Here is a 25,028-nt window from a genome sequence, read left to right as displayed (position 1 = left end):
GGCGATGGCTCATGTGGGTCCTTGCATGAGTGACTGGGCGTTGCAGTATATCCAGAGTTGCAGGCGAAATGATGGCTCGACTTTGTGCCCGAGAAAAATAAAGGGCCGCCCTGCGGCCCATCGCCAGTTGCTCGGCGATGGACCGCAGGGCGGCCCTCAGGTCAGCGCTGGACGACTCAGGCGGCTTTGGCCTGCTGCTGGCTCAGCGAGCGGTTGAGCGCGCTGAACAGCGCCTTGAAGCTGGCGGTGGTGATGTTCTCGTCGATACCTACGCCGTGCACCGGGCGGCCACCGGCCACGCGCAGTTCGATGTAGGCCGCTGCCTTGGCGTTGGTGCCAGCACCGATGGCGTGCTCGTTGTAGTCCATGATCTCGACCGCGACTGGCAGGCCGGCGACCAGGGCTTCCAGGGCGCCATTGCCCTTGCCACGCCAGTGCAGGTTGGTCTCGCCTTCACCGGCGACTTCCACTTCCACATTGCTGTGGCCGTTTTCTTCTTGCAGGCGGTGGCTGACCAGCGCGTACGGCGCGTTGGCTTGCAGGTATTCCTTGTGCAGCAGCTTGTAGATCTGCTGGGCGGTCATTTCCAGGCCCAGGCGGTCGGTTTCGCCCTGAACCACCTGGCTGAACTCGATCTGCATGCGGCGCGGCAGGCTGATGCCGTATTCCTGCTCGAGCAGGTAGGTGATGCCGCCCTTGCCAGACTGGCTGTTGACGCGGATCACCGCCTCGTAGCTACGCCCGATATCGGCCGGGTCGATCGGCAGGTAAGGCACTTCCCACAGCTCGCCTTCCTGTTGCTTGGCGAAGCCCTTGCGGATCGCATCCTGGTGCGAGCCGGAGAAGGCGGTGTGCACCAGGTCGCCCACATACGGGTGACGTGGGTGCACCGGCAGCTGGTTGCACTCCTCGACCACCTTGCGTACGCCGTCAATGTCGGAGAAGTCCAGTTGCGGGTCGATGCCTTGGGTGTAGAGGTTCAGCGCGAGGGTGACCAGGTCGACGTTGCCGGTACGCTCGCCGTTGCCGAACAGGCAGCCTTCGGCGCGGTCGGCGCCGGCCATCAGGCCCAGCTCGGTGGCAGCGATGCCCGTGCCACGGTCGTTGTGGCAATGCAGGCTGATGATCACGCTGTCGCGGCGGTTGACGTTACGGCAGAACCATTCGATCTGGTCGGCGTAAATGTTCGGCGTGGCGACTTCGACAGTGGCCGGCAGGTTGAGGATGATCTTGTGCTCAGGCGTCGGGTTCCACACCTCGATCACCGCATCACACACCTCTTTGGCGAACTCAAGCTCAGTGGCGCTGAAGGTTTCCGGCGAGTACTGGAAGGTCCACTGGGTTTCCGGCTGCTGCGCGGCATATTTGACGAACAGTTTGGCGGCGTTGACGGCGATGTCCTTCACGCCCTGCTTGTCCTGGTTGAAGACGATGCGGCGGAAGGCCGGGCAGGTGGCGTTGTACAGGTGGACGATGGCCTTCTTGGCCCCGCGCAGCGACTCGAAGGTGCGCGCGATCAGGTCTTCACGGGCCTGGGTGAGCACCTGGATGGTGGTGTCGTCCGGGATGTGGCCGTCTTCGATGAGCATGCGCACGAAGTCGAAGTCGGTTTGCGAGGCCGATGGGAACGAGGCTTCGATCTCCTTGACGCCGACTTGCACCAGGGTCTTCCAGAAACGCAGCTTCTTCTCCGAGTCCATTGGCTCGATCAAGGACTGGTTGCCATCACGCAGGTCCGAGCTGCACCAGATCGGTGCTTGGGTGATGGTCTTCGACGGCCAGGTACGGTCAGGCAGGTCGATGGTCGGGAAGGCGCGGTACTTCTTCGAAGGGTCTTTGAGCATGGTCATGGAAGCAATCCTTTTGTGTGCGGCCGAAATCGGGCCTGCCGGGCAATAACGAGATGAAAGGGCGAGGCGGCGGGATTCAGCCTGGTAGTCGGGCGCTGACCAGGCAGAGGCTGCGATGTTGTCGGAGCAAAATGAGGGTACTGAAGGTTTTCATGTGCTCAACCCTAACCAGTGGGGTGGGGGATGGCAAGCACTGCGAAAAAATTGAGAGGAATGCTTAAAAATTGCTTTGGGGCGAGATTTTATGTCTGACCTTTTGGGTTTTTGCTAAAAACTTTGCGCGGTATTTAGCGTGGGCGCAACCCGGTGAAAGCGATGTCACGCGCTGCGCCGCTTCGCGGTGGTTTGGCATTCCGGCAAGCCCGCTCCACAAGTGCTGCGCCGCGAATCAGGCGGCGCGCGCTCAGGGCTGGAACGCGCCGATGAAGATTGCCGGGTCCACGCGAGCATCGTTGAGGCTGACGTTCCAGTGCATGTGCGGCCCGGTCGCGCGTCCGGTCGAGCCGACGCGCCCGACTACCTCGCCACGGCGCAGCGCCTGGCCGACCTTCACATCGATCTTGGACATGTGGCAGAACATGCTGATGAAGCCTTGCCCATGGTCGACGAACACCGTGCGGCCATTGAAGAAGTAGTCGCCGACCAGAATCACCTTACCGTTGGCTGGGGTCTTGATCGGCGTACCGGCCGGCACGGCGAAGTCCAGGCCGGCGTGGGGGTTGCGTTCTTCGCCGTTGAAGAAGCGGCGCACGCCGAACTTGCTCGACAGTGGGCCATTGACCGGCTTGTCGAGGATCAGGTTGCTCGGCAGGGTCGGGCTGAAGCTGCGGTACGCCTTGATCTGCTCGGCCAGTTCGCGGTCGATGCGCTTGAGGTCGTCCGGGTTGGGGTTGACCTGACGGGTGTTCTTCAAGGTGATGTGCTGCTCGGGGTATTTCTTGCTGCCCACGTTGAAGGGCAGGTTGCGCCCACCTTGGCTCAGCACTGCGCTGCCGGGTTTTTGGGTGAGCGGGATACCGACGATTGCCAGCCAGGTGTCCTGCTCCTTCACTACCAGCACCGGCTTGCCATCGAACCGCGCACTGGGGGCGCTGGCCGCGGGCCCCAGGTCGATCACCGCCACGCCGCCGGGCACGGGTTTGTTAAGGGCACGGGTGATGTAGCTGGCCTGGGCGGCAGTGATCGGCAGCAGCAGGGCGAGGGCGAGCAGGGGCGCGAGCAGGCGGGGCATGTGTCAGTCCAGTAGCGAGAGGGTGACCGGGGTCTGGTGGTTGTCTTCGACCCGCACTTTCAGCTCGCCCTCGTTGAGGCGGGCGGTCAGGCGCTGGCCGTTGTGGGTCTGCGCGGCGCTGCGCACGGCCTGGCCGCGTTCGTCGAGCAGGATGCTGTAGCCGCGTGCCAGGGTGGCCAGCGGGCTGACCACCTGAAGCGTCTGCAATTGCGCCTGGAAGCGCTGGCGGCGGTCCTTGAGGACCTCGCGCATCGCCCGTGGCAGGCGCTCGCTCAGGCTGTCCAGACGCTGGCGCAGCAGCGTGAGGTTACGCCCCGGGTGCTGAGCGGCCAGACGCATGTCGAGGCGGCCGAGCTGCTCGCGGCGTTGCTGCATGGCGAACTGGAAGGCGCGGCGCAGGCGCATGTCCAGGTCGTCCAGGCGCTGCGCCTGCTGACGCAACCGCTCGCCAGGGTGGCGCAGGCGCCGGGCCAGGCCATCCAGGCGCAGGCGGTCGTGGGCCAGGCGATTCTGCATGCGTAGCAGCAGACGTCGCTGCAAACCGTCCAGGCGCAGTTGCAGGCCGCTGCTGTCGGGTGCGAGCAGTTCGGCGGCGGCGGACGGCGTGGGTGCGCGCACATCGGCGACGAAGTCGCTGATCGACACGTCGGTCTCATGGCCCACCGCACTGACGATGGGCGTCACGCAGGCGGCCACGGCACGTGCCACGGCCTCTTCGTTGAAACACCACAAGTCTTCCAGGGAGCCACCGCCACGCGCCAGGATCAGCGCGTCGAAGCCTTGCCGGTCGGCCATGTGCAGGGCGTGGACGATCTGCTTGATCGCCTCGCGGCCCTGCACGGCAGTGGGAATCAGGTTCAGCTCGACTTGCGGTGCACGGCGGCGAAACACACTGATGATGTCGCGGATCACCGCGCCGGTGGGCGAGGTGACGATGCCGATACGCTGTGGGTGAGCGGGCAGTGGCTGCTTGCGTTCGGTGCTGAACAGGCCTTCGGCGCCGAGTTTTTCCTTCAGCGCTTCGAAGGCCAGGCGCAGGGCGCCGTCACCGGCAGGCTCTACGGTGTCGAGGATCAGCTGGTAGTCACCACGCCCTTCGAACAGCGAGACCTTGCCGCGCACGCGCACAGCCAGGCCGTCGCGCAGGGCTTGGCGCACCCGTGCGGCGTTCTGACGGAACAGCGCACAGCGGATCTGCGCACCGCTGTCCTTGAGGGTGAAGTACAGGTGGCCGGAGGCCGGGCGCGCGAGGTTGGAAATCTCGCCTTCCACCCAGACGCTGCGGAACACGTCCTCCAGCAGCACTCGGGCGCGGCCGTTGAGCTGGCTGACGGTGAGGACCTCGCGGTCCAGGCCGAGTCGTTCGAAGGGGTCTTTGATCATGTCGGGCATCATAAAGGACATGCTGGTGGGTTGTCTGTCCTGGTCCTCAAACGCCGCATGCTGAATCGGCGAATCGTGATGAGGTCGGGCAGGGTGTGCGGGTCTGCGGAAAGGCTACTCAACCCCCATGGACGCCGCGAACTGGCGCACCAGTTCCCCTGCATCCTGCCGGCAGGCCAGCGCTACGGTACTTTCGCAGGCTTCGGCCAGCGGCACGAAACACACCGACGCCGGAGCGATCTCGCGCATGCTCTGCGGCAGCAGCGCGACCCCGAACCCGGCTTGGATCAGTTGCAACTGGGTGGTCTTGCGCGACACCACCTGCGCAGCCTGGGGAAAGAACCCTGCATTCATGCACAGCGACGCCGACAGGTAACTCAGCCCGCCACGCTGACGGTGGGGAATGGAAATGAAGCGCTCTTCGCGCAGTTGCTCCAGCCGCACACTTCGCGCCGAAGACAACCGATGATCTGCCGCCACTGCCAGCAGCAGCGGCTCGGTGAACAGCTCATGCAGCGACACCCCCTCGTGCTGGCGCAGCACCGGCAAACGTAGCAGGCCGATCTCCAGGCGCCCTTCGGCGATATCTTGCAGTTGCGCTTCAGAGGATTGCTGGGCAATTTCCAACGCCACGCCGGGGTTGGCGTACAGGTAGCCGCCCAGGCGTTCGAGCAGTCGGCCAGTCAGTGGGACGGTGCTGGAATGGTTCAAGCGCAGGCTGCCGCGTAGGCCCTGCCCGACCTCCCGGACCAGTTGCTCGGCTTTGTCCAGGTCGGTCAGCAGGCGTCGAGCACGGCCCAGGAAGGCTTGGCCTGCGGCCGTGAGGCGAGGTTGCCTGGCGGTACGCTCGAACAACGCCGTGCCCAACTGCGTTTCCAGCTCCTTGATCTGCCGGCTCAGCGCCGACTGGGCGATATAAAGCCGCTCGGCGGCGGCGCTGAAACTGCCGCACTCGGCGATTTCGACGAAGTAACGCAATTGGCGGGTTGACGTCATGGCATGCCTTTTCGAGATAGCTTGTGGCGCAAAGGCATATTAGTCGGCATGGCTCGTCGATGGCTAACCTCTACAGGTCTTCCCTGGAATCGCGTCGATGCTCGCTCAACTGTCTTTTACCGGTGTTGATTGGTTGCTCATCCTGCTCGCCGTTGGCGCCGCCTACGTCGTCTTCGGCATCGCCGGCTTCGGCACGGCGTTGGTCGCAGGCCCGGTGTTGATCCACTTCATGCCGTTGTCGCGGATCATTCCGTTGCTGGTGCTGCTGGACTTCGTCGCCGCGTTCGGCAACCTGCTGCCCTCGCGCCGCGATGTGGTGCGTGGCGAACTGCTGCGACTGCTACCGTGCATGGCCGTGGGCTGCACACTGGGCGTGGTGTTTCTGTTGCACCTGAAGTCCGACCTGCTGCTGTTGCTGATGGGCCTGTTCGTCACCGCCTACGCGATCTATGGCCTGGCGGTGAAGGTGCGCCCGGCGCAACTGTCCGGCCTGTGGGCCGTGCCGATGGGCACGCTGGGCGGGCTGTTTGGCGCGCTGTTCGGCAGTGGCGGATTCTTGTATGCCATCTACCTGAGCGCACGCTTGCAGGCCAAAGAGCAGGTTCGCGCTACCCAAAGCGCGTTGATCAGTTGCAGCACGATCGTGCGCTTGTCGCTGTTCCTGATCGCCGGGGTCTACGCCGACAGTCGCTTGTTGCTGCTCGCGGTATGCTTGTTGCCGGTGATGGGCCTGGGTCTGTGGGTTGGCCGACGCCTGACCCTCAAGCTATCGCGCGAGGCCTTCGTGCGGCTGGTCACCTGGTTGGTGCTGGCCAGCGGGCTGGCGCTGATCGGTCGCTATCTGAGCGGCTGAGCAGGCGGTAGAATTGCCCGATTACCGAAGTTCGCAGGCCCGTCCCGTTCATGAACACGCAAAGCATCATCGTCCCCAAACTGTCCACCGTGCCGGTCCACGAAGCCCGTGCCCGTGCGATCTTGCGCTGGCTGGTGCGTGAGAAGGTCGTCGAAGAGCAATTGACCACCTGCGGGCGCACTGGCAACCGCATGGGGCATGCCTTGGCCGAGGGCGCGCGCAAGATCGCCTTGCACCCCGAGAAGCTGCCGTTCGGCGAGTCGGTCAACGGCCTGGAGGTGATGCTCAAGCGCTGCATCTATACCCCCACCGCAGGTTTTCTGGAGGAGGCCGGCTGCCCGGAGTGTCGGCGCGAGGTGGGCGAGCCGCTGTTCGAGAGCCTTGAGGAGTGGATGCCGGCGGTGAGCGACAACTTCACCTGCCCGCTGTGCGGCTTCGAAGACGACATCAATGGCTTTCTCTACTTGCAGCCATGTGCCTTTTCCAACCTTGGGTTCATCTTCAACAACTGGGGCGAGGCCGGGTTCACCCAGGCCTTTCTCGACAGCTTCGCCGACTGGCTCGATCAGCCGGTGGCGGTAGTGCAGGTCAGCTGCAAGCCCTGAGCCGCAAGCTTCACGTAAAAGCGGCACGCAAGGCGTGTGCGAATTCTTGTCGCTTGCCGCTTGTAACTTGACCCTTGATTTACATTGAGCGGCGCGCCGTGCATGAGTATAATGGCGCGCTTCCATTTTTCCCGCCCGGGAGCCCCCGCGATGCTGCGTATCAGCCAAGAAGCCCTGACCTTCGACGATATCCTCCTTGTACCTGGCTACTCCGAGGTACTGCCCAATGAAGTCAGTCTCAAGACCCGTTTGACTCGTGGCATCGAGCTGAACATCCCTCTGGTTTCCGCTGCCATGGACACCGTCACCGAAGCGCGCCTGGCCATCGCCATGGCCCAGGAAGGCGGTATTGGCATCATCCACAAGAACATGACCATCGAGCAGCAGGCCGGCGAAGTTCGCAAGGTCAAGAAGTTCGAGGCTGGCGTGGTCAAGGATCCGATCACCATCGACGCCGACGCCACCGTGCGCGACCTGTTCGACCTGACCCGCCTGAACAATATCTCGGGTGTTCCAGTACTGGCCAACGGCGACCTGGTCGGCATCGTCACCTCGCGTGATGTGCGCTTCGAAAGCCGCCTGGACGCCAAGGTCCGCGACGTGATGACGCCTAAAGAGCGTCTGGTCACCGTTCGCGAAGGCGCCAACAAGAACGAAGTCCGCGAGCTGCTGCACAAGCACCGTCTGGAAAAAGTCCTGATCGTCGACGACAAGTTCGCCCTCAAGGGCATGATGACCGTCAAGGACATCGAAAAGGCCAAGGCCTACCCGCTGGCCAGCAAGGACGACCAAGGTCGTCTGCGCGTCGGCGCTGCGGTCGGCACTGGCAAGGACACCGGCGAGCGCGTTGCCGCCCTGGTTGCAGCCGGCGTTGACGTGGTGGTGGTCGACACCGCCCACGGTCACTCCAAAGGCGTGATCGACCGCGTTCGCTGGGTCAAGGAAAACTACCCGCACGTGCAGGTGATCGGCGGCAACATCGCCACTGGCGCTGCTGCCAAGGCCCTGGCCGAAGCTGGTGCTGACGCCGTCAAGGTCGGTATCGGCCCAGGCTCGATCTGCACCACCCGCATCGTCGCCGGTGTCGGCGTGCCGCAGATCAGCGCCATCGCCAACGTCGCCGCCGCCCTTGAAGGCACTGGCGTGCCACTGATTGCCGACGGCGGTATCCGCTTCTCCGGTGACCTGTCCAAGGCCATCGTCGCGGGCGCCTCGTGCGTGATGATGGGTTCGATGTTCGCCGGTACCGAAGAAGCGCCGGGCGAAGTCGAGCTGTTCCAGGGCCGCTCGTACAAGGCCTACCGCGGCATGGGCTCGCTGGGCGCCATGGCGCAGGCCCAGGGCTCGTCCGACCGTTACTTCCAGGACTCCTCGGCCGGTGCCGAGAAGCTGGTGCCGGAAGGTATCGAAGGCCGCGTGCCCTACAAAGGCGCCCTGTCGGCGATCATCCACCAGCTGATGGGTGGCCTGCGTTCGTCCATGGGCTACACCGGCAGCGCGACCATCGAAGAGATGCGTACCAAGCCTGAGTTCGTGCGTATCACCGGTGCTGGCATGGCCGAGTCCCACGTGCACGACGTACAGATCACCAAAGAAGCCCCTAACTACCGGGTTGGCTAACGCCTCCAGCGGTCAGTTACAAGCTTCTAGCTTCAAGCGGTAGCTGCCCAGCAGCAGCTACCGCGTTTCCCCCCGATCAACTTGCAGCTTGCGGCTCGAAGCTCGCAACTGCATCAGAGATTGAGTCATGGCCCTCGACATTCACGCTCACCGCATCCTGATCCTCGATTTCGGTTCCCAGTACACCCAACTGATCGCCCGCCGCGTGCGCGAGATCGGCGTGTACTGCGAACTGCACCCGTTCGACATGGACGATGAAGCGATCCGCGCCTTCAACCCACGCGGCATCATCCTGGCCGGTGGTCCCGAGTCGGTCCACGAAGCCAACAGCCCGCGCGCGCCGCAGGCGGTGTTCGACCTGAATGTCCCGGTCCTGGGCATCTGCTACGGCATGCAGACCATGGCCGAGCAGATGGGCGGCAAGGTCGAAGGTTCCGAGCTGCGTGAGTTCGGTTACGCGCGTGTCGACGTGGTCGGCAAGAGCCGCCTGCTCGATGGCATCGAAGACCACGTCGACGACGACGGCGTGCTGGGCCTGGACGTGTGGATGAGCCACGGTGACAAGGTCACCCAGATGCCGGGCAACTTCAACGTGCTGGCCAGCACTCCGAGCTGCCCGATTGCCGGGATGTACGACGATGCGCGCGGCTACTACGGCGTGCAGTTCCACCCGGAAGTGACCCACACCAAGCAAGGCGGTCGCATCCTGTCGCGCTTCATCCAGGACATCTGTGGCTGCGAAGCGCTGTGGACGCCGTCCAACATCGTCGAAGACGCGATTGCCCAGGTGCGCGAGCAAGTGGGTTCGGCCAACGTCCTGCTGGGCCTGTCCGGCGGCGTCGACAGCTCGGTGGTCGCTGCGCTGCTGCACCGCGCTATCGGCGACCAATTGACCTGCGTATTCGTCGACAACGGCCTGCTGCGCCTGCACGAGGGCGACCAGGTGATGGCCATGTTCAAGGAGAACATGGGCGTCAAGGTGATCCGCGCCGACGCTGAAAAGCAGTTCCTCGACAACCTGGCCGGCGAAGCCGACCCGGAGAAGAAGCGCAAGATCATCGGTCGCACCTTCATCGATGTCTTCGATGCCGAGGCCAGCAAGCTGGAAAATATCCAGTTCCTCGCCCAGGGCACCATTTACCCTGACGTGATTGAGTCGGCTGGCGCCAAGAGCGGCAAGGCCCACGTGATCAAGTCGCACCACAACGTCGGTGGCCTGCCGGAGGAGATGAACCTCAAGCTGGTCGAGCCGCTGCGTGAGCTGTTCAAGGACGAGGTGCGCAAGATCGGTCTGGAGCTGGGCCTGCCGTACGACATGGTCTATCGCCACCCGTTCCCAGGCCCGGGCCTGGGCGTGCGTATCCTGGGTGAAGTGAAGAAGGAATACGCCGACCTGCTGCGTCGTGCCGACCACATCTTCATCGAAGAGCTGCGCAAGGCCGACTGGTACCACAAGACCAGCCAGGCCTTCGTGGTGTTCCAGCCGGTCAAGTCCGTGGGTGTCGTCGGCGATGGCCGCCGCTACGCCTGGGTCGTGGCACTGCGCGCCGTCGAGACCGTAGACTTCATGACCGCACGCTGGGCGCACCTGCCGTACGAACTGCTTGAGACCGTCAGCGGGCGTATCATCAACGAAATCGAAGGCATTTCGCGGGTGACCTACGACGTATCGAGCAAGCCGCCTGCCACTATCGAGTGGGAATGATCCCGTGTCCGGCATAGACCGGCAGCGAGTGGCAAGAAACACCCCGGAAGCCCGCATCATTGCGGGCTTTCGGCTTTTCGGGCCATGCAAACCATTGGGGTGTCGTGCAGCGCCCTGTACGGTCACCACGTCATACCAATGCCAAGTGCCGCTGGTACCTTGCAGGTAGCGCGTCAGCCAATGACGAATCAAGTACCTGTACAGACATGTACGGGGCTCCTTGCCCTGTTGGATGGCTGCCCTGAAATATTTTCCCCGCGCCCTTAAGGCCGCGTTACCTCAGTCGATAACGCGAAGGCGCACACTCGTTCGGTGGGGCGCCAACTCCTTCTTTCGGTGCAGGCCCGTCTATGAATTGGTTCTACGATGCAAAGCTTTCGACCAAGTTGTACCTTGCGTTCGCGCTTTGCGCTTTCATCACATTGATCGTCGGGATGCTGGGTAGCCAAGGCATCAGTTCGTTGTCGTCGAGCTTGCAGTCGGTGTTTGCTAACAACCTTGTGTCGGTGGCCAAGACCGCCGATGCTCGTAGCAATGCCATTTCGCAAAGCCGAGATCTCTACCGCTTGCTCGCCGCCGCGAGCGCAGGCGCCGATGCTGCTGAACGCAACACCATCCTCACCTCGCTGAAAGACAATCGCCAGGCCAGTGAGCGCGCTTTCGCCCTTTACCGCACCACCCCGTTGGCTGACGACGAGCGGGTCGCTGGCGACCGTATGGAAAAAGACTGGCCGCTCTATCAGGCGATCATCGACCGTACCATCGCCGCTATCGAGCGTGGCGATTTGGTCGCTGCCAAGCAGTTGATGTCCGGTGAGCTGCACGAAGCCTACCGCACCATCATGGGCGAGTTGGACATCATGGTGCAATCTAACAACCGGCAGATCGGCGAAGGTGCCGAGGACGCTCGTACGACCGAGGCCGCTGCCAAGCTCAATCTGTATATCGGTATCGGTGTAGCCTTCGTCGCAGCGCTGCTGCTGGGTATGTTCATCAGCCGGGCGATCAGTACGCCGATCGCGTTGGCGGTGCGCAACGCCGAGCGTATTGCCGGGGGTGATCTGACCAAATCCATCGAACGCGGCCACGCCGATGAAGCCGGCCAGTTGCTGACAGCGCTTGGGGCTATGCAAAACGGTCTCAAGAGCACCATCCAGCAGATTGCCAGCGCCGCCGACCAACTGGCGTCGGCTGCCGAAGAACTCAATTCGGTCACCGAAGAAAGCAGTCGTGGGTTGACTCGTCAGAACGATGAGATCCAGTTCGCGGCAACGGCCGTCACCGAAATGACTGCGGCTGTGGAAGAAGTGGCACGCAACGCCACCTCGACCTCCGAAGCCTCTCGCCATACCAGCAAAGAAGCGGCCAATGGCCGTGATCAGGCGCGAGAGGCGGTCAAGGCGATCTCCAGCGTGAACGATGAGATTGGCCAGTCGACCGTGATTGTCGATGAATTGGCGGGCAGCGTGCGCGATATCGCCCAGGTCCTAGACGTGATTCGAGGCATCGCCGAGCAGACCAACCTGCTGGCGCTCAACGCCGCCATCGAAGCGGCACGTGCGGGTGAGCAGGGCCGTGGTTTTGCCGTGGTGGCCGATGAGGTAAGAGCCCTGGCAGCTCGTACCCAAGCCTCGACCGGGGAAATCGAGGCGATGATTGCCAGTGTGCAATCGCGCGCCGATGAAGCGGTCAAGGCCATGGGCAACAGCCGCACCCTGGCTAACAGCACTCAGGAACTTGCCCAGGCCACCGGTGAGTCCCTTGAGCGCATTGCGCTGAACATCGCCGAGATCAACGACCGTAACATGCTGATCGCGACGGCTTCCGAAGAGCAGGCCAGCGTCGCACGTGAGGTCGATCGCAACCTGATCAATATCCAGGATCTTTCCACGCAGACCGCTGCCGGTGCGCACCAGACCAGCGCGTCTAGCCAGGAGTTGTCGCGCCTGGCGGTATCGTTCAACAACTTGGTCAGCACCTTCAAGCTTTAAGCATCCACGCGCATCGCGCAGGGCGGATCCCCATCCGGCCTGCCGCGAAGTGCGCGTTTCGCATCATTCCGCGCGCTCGGGCCTGTGCTCGAACCAGTCCCGCTGGTAGCGGTCGTACGACAGCAGCCGGTGCTTGGTCGCCGTGAATTCGTCGCCGGAGACTGTCTGCGGATCGCGCTCCTGCGGGTCTTCGGCAAGGTTATATTTGACCAAGGTGTCCGAGCTGTATTCGTACACGTACTTGTGCGGGTATTCCACCAAGGCCGAGGCCAGGTGGTCGAAGAACGTCGACATGAAGAACGCCCGTTTGCCATGTGGTCTGAGCAAACTGACGCCTTGCACCTCGATTGCCGCATCGCTTAATCCGAAGAAGTCGGCAAGTGTCGGGGCAATGTCGGTCTGCTGACTGAGGGTCGATTGCAGTTTGGGCAGCGGCGTACCCTTGGCCCAGAAAATCAGCGGGACACTCACTTCCTCCTCGTGCATGGACGAGTTGTGGATGAATAGGCCATGCTCGCCGAACGACTCGCCATGGTCGCCCACCAACACGAACAGCGTCGAATCGAGCAGGCCGGCCTTGTCGAAGCCCTGTAGCATCTGTCCGATCAGCGCGTCGGTGGATTCGATGCAGCTTTCGTACTTGTCCAGCTCCGAGGTGGGCACCGTGCTGCCTGGGCAGTCGTAGGGGTAGTGAGCCGCACTGGGGAAGTACAGGGCGATGAAGCCCTTGCCCGACTGCTGGATGGCTTGCAGCGTAGGGATGCTGGGCAGGAACAGGTGCTCGTCGTTGGTGCCGAAGCTGCTGCCTTGTGTGGCCGATAGCGTGTCGGCGACCGCGTAGGTCTTGTCCACCCCGATGGAGCGCAAGAAACCATCCAGGTTCTCGAATTGCAGGAACAGCGAGCTGAACGCCACGGCCTGCATGTTGCGCTGCTGCTTCAGGGCATGAATCACGCTGGGTTGTTGCAAGGGCATGGCTTCTTTGATTTCCACCCCCGGGTATGCGTGCAGGCCGGTGAAGATCGAGAAGTACCCCTTGGACGAATGGGGCACGCTGACGTACGCCTTGGACAGCCAGCCTTCCTCGGCGAGCCTGGCCAGGGTCGGGTAACGTTGTACGGTGTCCACGCCGGGACCGAAGGTGCTGTTCCAGCGCACCGACTCCATAACGATGTACACCAGGTTCTTCACGCCAGGCATCGGGTTGGGGCGGCTGCTGTCGGGCAGGCGCGACAGCGAATAGGCGGGTTGCTCGAAGGGCAGCAGGTTTTGCGGTGTAGCCTGGCCGCCCAGGCCTGCGCTGCGTAGCGCCGTGACCAGTGTGCCAGCCACGATGTTCTGGTTCAGGTTATAGCGGGCGTCCTGGGTCAGTGCCGCGGCGCCGAGCAACCCTATCAGCAGCACCCCGGGTCCGAGCAGGCTGGCACGGCTCGGGGCGGCGTAGGGGCGATGGTGCGCGCGGTACGTCGCCACGCCCAACAGTGTCCAGCTGGCCATCCACGCCAGCCCCATGAGCAATACGATGAAGCGAAAGGTCAGGCCAAAACCGGCCAACTGATTGAAAAACACCGGTGCGCCGGAGGCCAGGTCGCCGGCATGTCGCAGGCTGTATTGCACCAGGGCCCAGTCCAGTGGCTTAAGCCACAACTGACGCACGCGCATGTCGATCAGCAGCATCAGCAGCAAGGTGCCGGTCAGCAGGCCGAGCGTGACGAAACTGGCGCGGTAGCGCGGTAGCAGGGCCCTTGCGATCAGGTAGAGCGCCGTGGCCAGCAGCAGGTCTTGCAGTAGGTAGCGTGCAAGGCTTGCCGGGTCGGTGTCGATCCAGCGGCTAGCGAAATACTGGATCAGGATGATCTTCGGGATCAGCAACAGTGCGACGGCCAGCACCAGGCTGGCCGTCAGTAAACGATTGTTTGGCTGCATGGTGCTGCGCCTCCCCCGAGTCCTTGGCACCTGACTGGCTCACTTAAGCAGCGACTGAGCGTTTGGGCAAGCATGTCGTCGTGCCAGGCCCTAAGGGCTGCGGCAAGACTTCACTTAATATTTCGCAAATGCAGGTGTATCGTATTCGCCCTTCATCGCCAGCCGCTGCTGGCAGACTGATTGCGCGAAAACGAGGTACCCGCACCGATGTCCTTTACCCGTCGACAAATGCTCAAGGGCCTGACCGGCCTGGTGGTGGTAGGCCTGGGCGCCGGAGGCGCGGCGCGTTACTGGCTGGGCAAGGTCGAGGACGAGAACGCCGGGCATGACTACGAGCTGATCGCCGCCCCGTTGGACGTTGAACTGGTCCCCGGCTTCAAGACCCAGGCCTGGGCTTTCGGCCCGTCGGCACCGGGTACTGAGTTGCGGGTGCGCCAGGGTACCTGGCTGCGGGTACGCTTCATCAATCACCTGCCGGTAGAAACCACCATCCACTGGCATGGCATCCGCCTGCCATTGGAAATGGACGGCGTGCCCTACGTATCGCAATTGCCCGTCAAACCGGGCGAATACTTCGACTACAAGTTCCGCGTGCCGGATGCCGGCAGCTACTGGTATCACCCGCATGTGAGCAGTTCCGAGGAGCTGGGCCGTGGCCTGGTGGGGCCGTTGATCGTCGAGGAGCGCGAGCCGACCGGCTTCCAGCATGAGCGCACCTTGAGCCTGAAGAACTGGCACGTGGATGAGCAAGGCGCCTGGCTGCCGTTCAGCATCCCGCGCGAGGCGGCGCGCAACGGCACGGCAGGCCGATTGATCACCATCAACGGCCAGGCCGATGCAGTCACTGAACTGCCAGCCGGGCAGGTGGTGCGCGTACGCCTGCTGAACCTGGACAACACCTGGACCTACCGCCTCAACCTCAAAGGCAACTGCGAGGCGATGATCTACGCCCTGGACGGCAATCCCGTGACGCCGCGTGCACTGGATGACGAATATTGGCTAGGCCCTGGCATGCGCATCTGCCTGGCGATCCGCATCCCCGAGGCGGGCGAGGAGATCTCCCTGCGTGATGGTTTCGTGCGCCTGGGTACGCTGCGCGCGGTGGCCAGCAACCAAGCGCCTGGCGACTGGCCCAAGCGACTGCCGGCCAACCCGATTGCCGAACCGGATCTGGAGAAGGCCGAGAAGCTCAACTTCAATTTCGAGTGGGTCGGCAAAGTGTCGGTGAACACCGACAATGGTAAGCCGCCGAGCCTGTGGCAGATCAACGGTCAGGCCTGGGACATCACCGACAAGACCTGCGCCGACCGCCCCATCGCCACGTTGAAACAGGGTAATAGCTACATCTTCGAGTTGAAGAACATGACCCAGTATCAGCATCCGATCCACCTGCATGGCATGAGTTTCAAGGTAATCGCCTCCAATCGCCGCAAGATCGTCGAGCCTTGGTTCACCGACACCTACCTGTTGGGCAAGAACGAACGCGCCCAGGTGGCGCTGGTGGCCGATAACCCAGGCACCTGGATGTTCCACTGCCATGTCATCGACCATATGGAAACCGGTCTGATGGCCGCGATCGCGGTGGTGTGATGCGCCCGCAGATCATTGATCGCAGCCGCGACCAGGAATTCATGCGCTTGGCCCTGGATCTCGCCGCCCAAGGGGCGGCGCTGGGTGAGGTGCCGGTGGGCGCGGTGTTGGTGCAGCATGGCCAGGTGCTGGGCCAGGGCTTCAACCGGCCGATCCTGGACAGCGACCCCAGCGCCCACGCCGAAATGGTCGCCATCCGTGCCGCTGCGGCGGCGGCGAGTAACTACCGGCTGCCGGGTAGCACCCTGTACGTGACGCTTGAGCCATGCAGCATGTGCGCGGGACTGATCGTGCATGCGCGGGTGGCACGCGTGGTGTTTGGCGCCCTGGAGCCCAAAGCGGGTATCGTGCAGAGCCAGGGGCAGTTTTTCGGCCAAGGCTTTCTCAACCATCGAGTCATGGTGGAGGGGGGCGTGTTGGCCGAGGCGTGCGGGGCGATCCTCAGCGAGTTTTTCAAGGCGCGGCGGGCCAAGCGCTGACGCGCACGTTAGAGTCTCACGTAGTTCAGGCCGTGTTGCTGCATCATGTTGCGCAGCTCCGCCAGGTTGCGCAGGCGGCGTTCGCTGATCCATGGCCAACTCGGCCTGTAGATGTAGAACCGCGGGCCCTCCCTGAGAATCGGGGTGTACAGCAACTCGCCGGTGTTGCTGCGGTGGATCAGGCACGGTTCATTTTCGCGAACATCGATCGTGAAGTTGCCGCGGCGCCAGAGTGCGGCCTCCAGGTCAGCCCCCAGCGGCGGGTGCGTACGGACTGGCACTTGCAGGCGCAGATCGCTTTTTACCTGGCGTAGCGACATGTCGTTGTCGAGCGTGGTGAACCCCGGATCGACCTCGATGCTGGCGGCTTGGCCGATGAGAATGTCCTGTACACGCAAACCGATGGCGCCTTCGAGTTCGCTTACCCCCAGCACGCCTTCGAAGGTATTGGCGTGGGAATTGCCGACCAGCGCGATCCAGCGCCCCGGCGCTCGCGCCTGATCGGCCGCGATCACCTCATGGGCATAGAAATTCATCATCTGCTGGCGGATCACCGGTGAAGGCGCCGGGTCCCAAGCCTGCCTGTAGCTGGCCATGCAGTCGATGGCTTGCACGCGGATACCATTGCGCTGCGCTTCGATCAGCACGTTTTCGAAGGTGTAGCGACCAGTGCGATCCAAGCCGAACCCAGCGTCCAGATTCCGGGCGTAAGCCCTCAAGTCGGCGGGCATCCTCCCGGTACGGTTGAATACATCGAGATCTGCCTGATGGAAATCGGTCATGAAGTGTTCCAGATAGAGCACCTTGACCTTCTCTCGACGTAGCAGCTTCATATTGTCGATCAGTAACTGCTTGCTACCGAGCTGTGAATGCCCTTCGCCGATCACCACGCCGTCACTGTTCTCCAGCAGCGCACGCAGGACCTGCTTGGGCGGTGCATCGCTCGGCAGTTCGGGGAGCGCAGGCCTGGCAGGAGGTTGCGCGGCGTCGAGAAACGCCTGGGCATCGCTGGCCAGTTTGTCACGCAGGCTGCGAAACGTGGCGTAGCTGTTTTCGATCTGCTCATCCAGGCTGGCCAGACCGCCGCTCAGTGCCAAATCCTGATGTGGCGAGTTGGCCGCAGCCTTGAGTGTGGGGCGCATCTCGAGGGGAATTTCGTAAGCGTTGGCCGCAAGTGGTGCCGGTAGGCCACGGGGCGCCACCCGGCCCCAGAGGTTCAGTAGCTTGCGCGGTATCATGCCGCCTTTGAGGGCTGCGCGTTCAAGGGGTTGCCACTGCCCTTGCGCGTTCATCGCGATCGGGATATGGCGGTAGAAAGACCAAGGGTTTTCCGGGTCAACCACCACCCAGGTTTGCATCTCCTTGACATAGCGTACTTGGTAAGGCTGTTGGTCGATCAGCGCATAGAAGTCGCCGCCCTGCAGGTAGATGCCTAGCTCGCCACCACTGTCTGGCGAGGCGCTGAGGATCACATTGGTTTGGTACGGGACCAGCACTGTTTGTGGAGGTTCGGGCCTGAACGGGGAAGGGACCCAGGATTCGATCTCCGCGTGGCTAGCCGGTTCGTCTTCGCGGGCATCGTACTGCGCATCGGTGGTGTCATCCTCAGTGGGTATCGGCTCCAGCGGCGCCGGTTCATCGGCAGGCACTTCGAGCCCCGGCTCACGCACAGATTCGACATCGACCGTGGCTGCCGCGTTGGCGAGCATGGCGGCATTGAACAGGGTGTCGATGGCCGCGAAGATCGCCTGGGTGACGCCATGCTTGCGCTCGCCAGTGGTGTGGCCGTTGACCGCCTGGTCGATGCTCAAGCCCATGTCGGCAATCCCGGCCCCCACCGCGGCGAGTGCGACGGGCCAGTCTAGTGCTGCCAGTGGCCCGCTGATGCTGGCGAAGGCTTCCAGGTAACCGATCCAAAGCTGTTTGCGCAAGTCGCCGTTCGAGCGCAGGGCAAAGTGCGCATCATCGCGCATGCGCTGTTGGGCCGCGTCGCGCAGGTGGCTGAAGGCGTCTGTCTCGACGGTGGTGTCGAGCTGGTTCAGGCACTGATGATCATGGCCGCCCCAGTTGAAGAACAGCAGGTCGATCATGTGGTTGAGCTGGGTGTTCGGCGCTGAATTGTCGTTGGCCGATAACGGGAAGTGGCTCATGAAGCGCGTGCGGTTGTCGGCGTAGTTGGTGTGGTTGAGCACCCACCAATACAGCTCGTGGGTGCCTGCGAACAGTTGCAGCGCGGTCTCCTCGCCCGGCGTGTACAGCAACTGGCGGCCGTCCTGCATTTCGATGCGCAGCCAATCGCTGGCCACGTAGCCGGCGATGTCCAGGGTGCAGACCCGATAACCGGCATCGGCGATCTTGAGCTGGTGTAACTGTTCGAGGGTGGGGGCTTGCAGGTTCAGTCCGGTGAGTGCCGTGGCGACCTCTCGGGCACAGTGGGCCAAGGCACTGTCAGGCGCGGCGGCGCAAACCTCGACGACCTTGGCGAGAAAGTTCACTTTGGCTAGCAGGCGGTAGCTGTCGCTGCTGCGCTGCCAGAACGTCTCGAGCTGCTCGTGGAACAGGCGGCTGAAGTCGATCTGCCAGAAGTCCTCGAGTACATCCTTGGGCTGGATGGGTATCTCGTTGTGTTCGTCATAGACGTCCCGGCCCGGCCCATCCTTGTAGAACCCGGCCAGGTAGCTGAGCAAGTCGCTGTTGTCCTGATCTTGGACATCGAAACGGTGCATCACCAGTTGCGGCAGCGTGAACGACTGGATCGGCGCGTCGTGGTGCTCCCAGCCACTGAAGGTTCTCGGGCTGCTCTGCGCCGTCTGGAAGCGATTGAGGTGGACATGGTCGGGGTTCAGCGCTGGCTGCCCGTGCTTGTGCAGGATAGCGATGGCGGTGTCACGCGCCATTTGACGCATGTCCGGACACGCCGTGATCAGTGATTGGGCCAGTTCACGCAGGTGCTGTTGGACCTCGGACATCGGTAGTTGCAAACCCATGGCAGTGCTCTCGTGGTTCTTGGGTTCGCGAGGTTGGCCGAGGTGCCGGGAGGGTAGGTGGTAGTTATGTCATGCCTGGCGCTCAGGTGGTCACATGGCCTGGCGCTCAAAGTGAAGGGAAAGCACGGACCGGGCGTAGCGCCGAGGCGCTCGCCTTAGCATGTTTACATCGACGGCGCCTGCTCTGCCGGCTTGTCCTTGTTCACCCCAGGCACATGCAGATTGCCCTCGGCGACCTGGCCTTCGAGCTGCGGCTGGGTTACCCAGGTAAGGATGTCGTAGTAGCGGCGGATGTTGGCCACGAAATGCACCGGTTCGCCGCCGCGGGCGTAGCCGTATTTGGTCTTGCTGTACCACTGCTTCTGCGCCAGGCGCGGTAGCATCTTCTTCACGTCGAGCCACTTGTTCGGGTTCAGACCCTCGCGCTTGGCCAGCGTGCGGGCGTCTTCGAGGTGGCCACTGCCGACGTTGTAGGCAGCCAGTGCGAACCAGGTACGGTCGGGCTCCTGGATGCTGTCGTCAAGCTGGTCCTTGACCAGCATGTAGTACTTGGCGCCACCCTGAATACTCTGTCTTGGGTCCAGTCGGTTGGACACCCCCATGGCCTGGGCGGTGCGCTGCGTCAGCATCATCAGGCCGCGTACGCCTGTCTTGGAGGTAACTTCGGGCTGCCACATCGACTCCTGATAGCCAATGGCTGCCAACAGCCGCCAGTCGACCTGCTCGACCTTGGCGCTGGACTTGAAGTGCTTCTCGTACTTGGGCAGGCGCTGTTGCAGGTGCTGGGCGAAGGTGTAGGCACCGACGTAGCCGAGTACGTCGACATGGCCGTAGTAGCGGTCCTTGAGCCGTTGCAGGGTGCCGTTCTTCTGTGATTTGTCGAGGAACTCGTTGACCTCGTTGAGCAAGCTATTGTCATCGCCAGGGGCCACCGCCCAGCGTTGATCGCGCGAGTCGCCCAGGTCGAAGGCTACGCGCACGTTGGGGAAATACACCTGGTTCATCGCCAGTTCGTTGGAGTCCACCAGGGTGAGGTCGATCTGGCCCTCGTCGACCATGCGCAGCAGGTCGACCACCTCGACCGCGTCGGATTCTTCGTACTCGATCTCGGGGTACTGCTTTTTCAGCTCGGCCAACTGGTCGGCGTGGCTGCTGCCCTTGAGCACCATGATTTTCTTGCCGACCAGCCCCTTGGGTTCGGTCGGGCGCGAGCGGCCGTTGCGGTAGATGACCTGCGGGGTGACTTCCAGGTAGGGATGGGAGAACCTTGCCTGGGCCGCGCGCCGCTCGCTGCTGACAAGGCCGGCAGCGGCCAGCACCGGGCCCGACGGCTTGCCCAACTGGTTGAAGATGTCGTCGAGGTTGTCGGCGGTCTCGATCTGCAACTTGACGCCTAGATCGTCGGCGAAACGCTTGACCAGCTCGTATTCGAAGCCGGTTTCGCCGTTGCGGTCCTGGAAGTAGGTCGCCGGGCTGTTGCGGGTAATTACGCGCAATACGCCGTCCTCCTTGACGCGTTCGAGGGTGCTGGGTTTTTCAACACAGGCACCGAGCATCAGGAAGAGTCCGGTTGCGAAGAGCCATTTGGCGCAACGCTGGCGCAAAGCAGTGTGGGCGAGCATGGGTGCAGTATACGCAAAGGACCGCCCCCGCCATATCTCGACAATGGTTGGCAGGTCTGCTAGTTGACCTGAGCTGCAAGCGACGAGCTGCAAGCTGCAAGCAAAAACAGGGCGTGCAACCTCGCTTTTTTCTTGTCGCTTCAAGCTTGCAGCTTACAACTGCTTTTTTGACCCCAAGGTCCGGTTCCACCGCCCGGCAGCATTGGCGTAGAGCGGGTGCCGAAAGCCTGCGATTTAGGCTAGAATGCACGGCCTCTAAGCACACCCCTTCCCTGAGGCTGTCCCGACGATGTTGATCCTGCGCGGCGCTCCTGCCCTTTCTGCCTTTCGCCACGGTAAATTACTCGAGCAACTGAGCCAGAAAGTCCCCGCTGTTACTGGTTTGTATGCCGAATTCGCCCATTTCGCCGACGTCGACGGCGAGCTGACCGCTGACCAGCAGCAGGTGCTGGGCCGTCTGCTCAAGTACGGCCCGAGCGTGCCGGTGCAGGCGCCTACCGGTCGCCTGTTCCTGGTCGTGCCGCGCCTGGGCACCATCTCGCCGTGGGCATCCAAGGCCAGCGACATCGCCCATAACTGCGGCTTGCAGTCGATCCAGCGTCTGGAACGCGGCATCGCCTACTATGTTGCCGGCAACCTGTCCGACGCCGACGCTCAGCTGATCGCCGCCGAGTTGCACGACCGCATGACCCAGCGCGTACTGGCCAAGCTTGAAGACGCCGCTGACCTGTTCAGCCACGCCCAGCCCAAGCCAATGACCTCGGTGGACGTGCTCGGCGGTGGCCGCGCGGCGCTGGCGCAAGCCAACATCGACCTGGGCCTGGCCCTGGCCGAGGACGAGATCGACTATCTGGTCAACGCCTTCCAGGGCCTTGCGCGCAACCCGAACGACATCGAACTGATGATGTTCGCCCAGGCCAACTCCGAGCACTGCCGCCACAAGATCTTCAACGCCAGCTGGGACATCGACGGCCAGGCGCAAGAGAAGAGCCTGTTCGGCATGATCAAGAACACCTACCAGATGCACAGCGAAGGCGTGCTGTCCGCCTACAAGGACAACGCTTCGGTGATCGTCGGTAGCGTCGCTGGCCGCTTCTTCCCGAACCCTGAGACCCGCCAGTACGGCGCGGTGCAGGAGCCGGTGCACATTCTGATGAAGGTCGAGACCCACAACCACCCGACTGCCATCGCCCCGTTCTCCGGCGCCTCCACCGGCTCCGGCGGCGAGATCCGCGACGAAGGCGCTACCGGCCGTGGCGCCAAGCCAAAGGCCGGCCTGACCGGCTTCACGGTCTCCAACCTGCGTATCCCTGGCTTCGAACAGCCGTGGGAGCAGGCCTACGGCAAGCCTGAACGCATCGTCGATGCCCTGGACATCATGGTCGAAGGCCCGCTCGGTGGCGCGGCGTTCAACAACGAGTTCGGGCGCCCGGCGCTGACCGGCTACTTCCGTACCTTCGAGCAAAGCATCAACACCCCTCGTGGTGAGGAAGTGCGCGGCTACCACAAGCCGATCATGCTCGCAGGCGGCATGGGTAACATCCGTGAAGACCACGTGCAAAAAGGCGAAATCACCGTGGGCGCCAAGCTGATCGTGCTCGGTGGCCCGGCCATGCTGATCGGCCTGGGTGGCGGCGCGGCGTCGTCGGTGGCTACCGGTGCCAGCTCGGCTGACCTGGACTTCGCCTCGGTACAGCGCGAAAACCCAGAAATGGAGCGCCGTTGCCAAGAGGTCATCGACCGTTGCTGGCAACTGGGTGACAAGAACCCGATCGCGTTCATCCACGACGTCGGCGCCGGCGGTATCTCCAACGCCTTCCCGGAGCTGGTCAACGACGGTGGTCGTGGCGGCCGCTTCGAGCTGCGCAACGTGCCCAATGACGAGCCGGGCATGGCCCCGCACGAAATCTGGAGCAACGAGTCGCAGGAGCGTTACGTGCTGGCTGTCAGCGCCGAGGACTTCGAGCGTTTCCAGGCCATCTGCGAACGCGAGCGCTGCCCATTCGCGGTCGTTGGCGAGGCCACAGCCGAGCCGCACCTGACCGTGACTGACAGCCACTTCGACAACACCCCGGTGGACATGCCGCTGGACGTGCTGCTCGGCAAGCCGCCACGCATGCACCGTTCGGTCACCCGCGAAGCCGAGCTTGGCGATGACTTCGACCCGAGCCAGCTGGACCTGGACCAGGCGGTGCAGCGCGTGCTGAACCACCCTGCTGTGGCCAGCAAGAGCTTCCTGATCACCATCGGCGACCGTACCATCACCGGTCTGGTTGCCCGCGACCAGATGGTCGGTCCTTGGCAGGTACCGGTGGCCGACTGCGCCGTCACCGCCACCAGCTTCGATGTCTACACCGGCGAAGCCATGGCCATGGGCGAGCGCACTCCGCTTGCACTGCTCGATGCCCCGGCGTCCGGGCGCATGGCCATCGGCGAAGTGCTGACCAACATGGCTGGCGCACGCATCGAAAAACTCTCCGACATCAAGCTGTCGGCCAACTGGATGTCCGCCGCCGGGCACCCCGGTGAAGACGCGCGTCTGTACGACACCGTCAAGGCTGTCGGCATGGAACTGTGCCCGGAGCTGGGCCTGACCATTCCGGTGGGCAAGGACTCCATGTCGATGAAGACCAAGTGGAGCGAGGACGGCGTCGACAAGAGCGTCACCGCGCCGATGTCGCTGATCGTCAGCGGCTTCGCCCCGGTCACCGATATTCGCGACACCCTGACCCCGCAACTGCGCATGGACAAGGGCGAAACCGACCTGATCCTGATCGACCTGGGCCGTGGCAAGAACCGCATGGGTGCCTCGATCCTCGCGCAGACCTACGGCAAGCTGGCTGCCCAGGCACCGGACGTCGACGATGCCGAAGACCTCAAGGCCTTCTTCGCCGTGATCCAGGGCCTGAACGCCGATGGTCACCTGCTGGCCTACCATGACCGTTCCGACGGCGGTCTGCTGACCACCGTGCTGGAAATGGCTTTCGCCGGTCATTGCGGCCTCGACCTGCAACTGGACCCGCTTACCGACAGCAAGAGCGATGTCCCGGCCATCTTGTTCAACGAAGAGCTGGGGGCGGTGATCCAGGTTCGCCAGGACGCCACCCCGGACGTGCTGGCCCAGTTCAGCGCCGCCGGTCTGGGCGAAGGTTGCGTGTCGGTGATCGGCAAGCCGGTCAACAACGCCGAGGTGTCCATCAGCCTGAACGGTGAAGTGCTGTTCGACGATGACCGTCGCATGCTACAGCGCCAGTGGGCCGAGACCAGCTACCAGATCCAGCGCCTGCGTGACAACGCCGAATGCGCCGACCAGGAATTCGAGCTGCTGCTCGAGGAAGAAAACCCAGGCTTGTCGGTCAAGCTGGGCTTCGACATCAACGACGACATCGCGGCGCCCTACATCAAGACGGGCGTGCGTCCGCAAGTGGCGATCCTGCGTGAGCAGGGCGTCAACGGCCAGGTCGAGATGGCTGCGGCCTTCGACCGCGCAGGCTTCGCTGCCATCGACGTGCACATGAGCGACATCCTCGCAGGTCGCGTCGACTTCGAAGCGTTCAAGGGCCTGGTGGCCTGTGGTGGCTTCTCCTACGGCGACGTGCTGGGTGCTGGTGAGGGCTGGGCCAAGTCGGCACTGTTCAACGCCCGTGCCCGCGATGCTTTCCAGGCCTTCTTCGAGCGCAACGACAGCTTCGCCCTGGGCGTGTGCAACGGTTGCCAGATGATGTCCAACCTGCACGAGCTAATCCCTGGCACCGAGTACTGGCCGCACTTCGTACGCAACCGCTCGGAGCAGTTCGAGGCGCGCGTGGCTATGGTCGAGGTGCAGAAGTCCAACTCGATCTTCCTGCAAGGCATGGCCGGTTCGCGCATGCCGATCGCCATCGCCCACGGTGAAGGTCATGCCGAGTTCGCCAGCGAAGAGGCGCTGCTGGAGGCCGACCTGTCCGGCACCGTGGCACTGCGCTACGTCGACAACCACGGCAAGGTCACCGAAGCCTATCCGGCCAACCCGAACGGCTCGCCGCGCGGTATCACCGGTCTCACCAGCCGTGACGGCCGTGTGACCATCATGATGCCGCACCCGGAGCGTATGTTCCGTGCCGTGCAGAACTCCTGGCGCCCGGACGAGTGGCAGGAAGACGCACCGCTGATGCGCATGTTCCGCAATGCGCGGGTGTGGGTGAACTAAG

Annotated in this window: 14 protein-coding genes and 2 pseudogenes; 9 read left to right on the top strand and 7 right to left on the bottom strand. The window is 63.1% G+C overall.

All coding sequences use genetic code 11. The features are described 5' to 3' along the window. Positions 1–176 precede the first annotated feature (176 nt). The 4 genes from leuA to FEM01_RS07325 form a co-directional block, all read right to left on the bottom strand. On the bottom strand, positions 177–1,850 hold the full coding sequence (gene leuA / locus FEM01_RS07340) for a 2-isopropylmalate synthase (RefSeq protein WP_138218770.1): 1,674 nt from the start codon (positions 1,848–1,850) through the stop codon (positions 177–179). Between the two features lie 403 nt (positions 1,851–2,253). Continuing rightward, positions 2,254–3,081 (bottom strand): M23 family metallopeptidase, encoded by an 828-nt coding sequence (locus FEM01_RS07335; protein WP_138218769.1) that lies wholly within the window; start codon positions 3,079–3,081, stop codon positions 2,254–2,256. A 3-nt stretch (positions 3,082–3,084) separates the two neighbouring features. Then, positions 3,085–4,464 (bottom strand): exodeoxyribonuclease VII large subunit, encoded by a 1,380-nt coding sequence (xseA, locus tag FEM01_RS07330; protein ID WP_138218767.1) that lies wholly within the window; start codon positions 4,462–4,464, stop codon positions 3,085–3,087. Positions 4,465–4,578: 114 nt separating this feature from the next. Then, complete coding sequence (locus tag FEM01_RS07325; RefSeq protein ID WP_138218765.1) at positions 4,579–5,460, bottom strand: LysR family transcriptional regulator; 882 nt, start codon at positions 5,458–5,460, stop codon at positions 4,579–4,581. A 97-nt stretch (positions 5,461–5,557) separates the two neighbouring features. Between FEM01_RS07325 and FEM01_RS07320 the strand changes: the two genes are divergently transcribed. The 6 genes and pseudogenes from FEM01_RS07320 to FEM01_RS07300 all read left to right on the top strand — a co-directional run. Continuing rightward, positions 5,558–6,313: a sulfite exporter TauE/SafE family protein gene (locus FEM01_RS07320; protein WP_138218763.1), complete on the top strand. Its 756-nt coding sequence runs from the start codon at positions 5,558–5,560 to the stop codon at positions 6,311–6,313. Positions 6,314–6,363: 50 nt separating this feature from the next. Further along, positions 6,364–6,918 (top strand): sugar ABC transporter ATPase, encoded by a 555-nt coding sequence (locus tag FEM01_RS07315; protein WP_138218761.1) that lies wholly within the window; start codon positions 6,364–6,366, stop codon positions 6,916–6,918. Between the two features lie 150 nt (positions 6,919–7,068). Next, positions 7,069–8,538 (top strand): IMP dehydrogenase, encoded by a 1,470-nt coding sequence (gene guaB, locus FEM01_RS07310; protein ID WP_138218759.1) that lies wholly within the window; start codon positions 7,069–7,071, stop codon positions 8,536–8,538. A gap of 127 nt (positions 8,539–8,665) precedes the next feature. Next, complete coding sequence (gene guaA, locus FEM01_RS07305) at positions 8,666–10,243, top strand: glutamine-hydrolyzing GMP synthase (protein ID WP_138218757.1); 1,578 nt, start codon at positions 8,666–8,668, stop codon at positions 10,241–10,243. A gap of 350 nt (positions 10,244–10,593) precedes the next feature. Then, a pseudogene (locus FEM01_RS24690) lies at positions 10,594–11,067 on the top strand (MCP four helix bundle domain-containing protein); the annotation flags it as partial. Positions 11,068–11,103: 36 nt separating this feature from the next. Next, positions 11,104–12,234, top strand: a pseudogene (locus FEM01_RS07300) (methyl-accepting chemotaxis protein); the annotation flags it as partial. 63 nt (positions 12,235–12,297) lie between these two features. Here FEM01_RS07300 and FEM01_RS07295 read toward each other — a convergent pair. Continuing rightward, positions 12,298–14,160, bottom strand: coding sequence for an LTA synthase family protein (locus tag FEM01_RS07295; protein ID WP_138218753.1), 1,863 nt, complete (start codon positions 14,158–14,160; stop codon positions 12,298–12,300). A gap of 207 nt (positions 14,161–14,367) precedes the next feature. Here FEM01_RS07295 and FEM01_RS07290 point away from each other — a divergent pair, with 207 nt between their 5' ends. Together FEM01_RS07290 and tadA are read left to right on the top strand one after the other, a co-directional pair. Continuing rightward, positions 14,368–15,750: a multicopper oxidase family protein gene (locus tag FEM01_RS07290; RefSeq protein ID WP_138218751.1), complete on the top strand. Its 1,383-nt coding sequence runs from the start codon at positions 14,368–14,370 to the stop codon at positions 15,748–15,750. Next, positions 15,750–16,229 carry a tRNA adenosine(34) deaminase TadA gene (gene tadA / locus FEM01_RS07285; protein ID WP_138218749.1) on the top strand — a complete coding sequence of 160 codons (480 nt, stop codon included), beginning with the start codon at positions 15,750–15,752 and terminating at the stop codon, positions 16,227–16,229. The genes FEM01_RS07290 and tadA overlap by 1 nt, the downstream gene beginning before the upstream one ends. 8 nt (positions 16,230–16,237) lie before the next feature. Here the strand turns inward: tadA and FEM01_RS07280 are convergent, their stop codons facing one another. Both FEM01_RS07280 and mltF read right to left on the bottom strand, forming a co-directional pair. Then, positions 16,238–19,216, bottom strand: a complete 2,979-nt coding sequence (locus FEM01_RS07280; protein WP_138218747.1) for a membrane-targeted effector domain-containing toxin — start codon at positions 19,214–19,216, stop codon at positions 16,238–16,240. Positions 19,217–19,380: 164 nt separating this feature from the next. Continuing rightward, positions 19,381–20,838, bottom strand: coding sequence for a membrane-bound lytic murein transglycosylase MltF (gene mltF / locus FEM01_RS07275; RefSeq protein WP_138218745.1), 1,458 nt, complete (start codon positions 20,836–20,838; stop codon positions 19,381–19,383). A 289-nt stretch (positions 20,839–21,127) separates the two neighbouring features. On the opposite strand from mltF, the gene purL reads away from it, so the two are divergent. Next, positions 21,128–25,027: a phosphoribosylformylglycinamidine synthase gene (purL, locus tag FEM01_RS07270; RefSeq protein ID WP_138218743.1), complete on the top strand. Its 3,900-nt coding sequence runs from the start codon at positions 21,128–21,130 to the stop codon at positions 25,025–25,027. Position 25,028 lies beyond the last annotated feature (1 nt).

The sequence above is a fragment of the Pseudomonas mosselii genome (assembly GCF_005796105.1).
GTDB lineage: Bacteria > Pseudomonadota > Gammaproteobacteria > Pseudomonadales > Pseudomonadaceae > Aquipseudomonas > Aquipseudomonas mosselii_C.
This window is presented reverse-complemented; position numbering and strand designations above follow the sequence as displayed.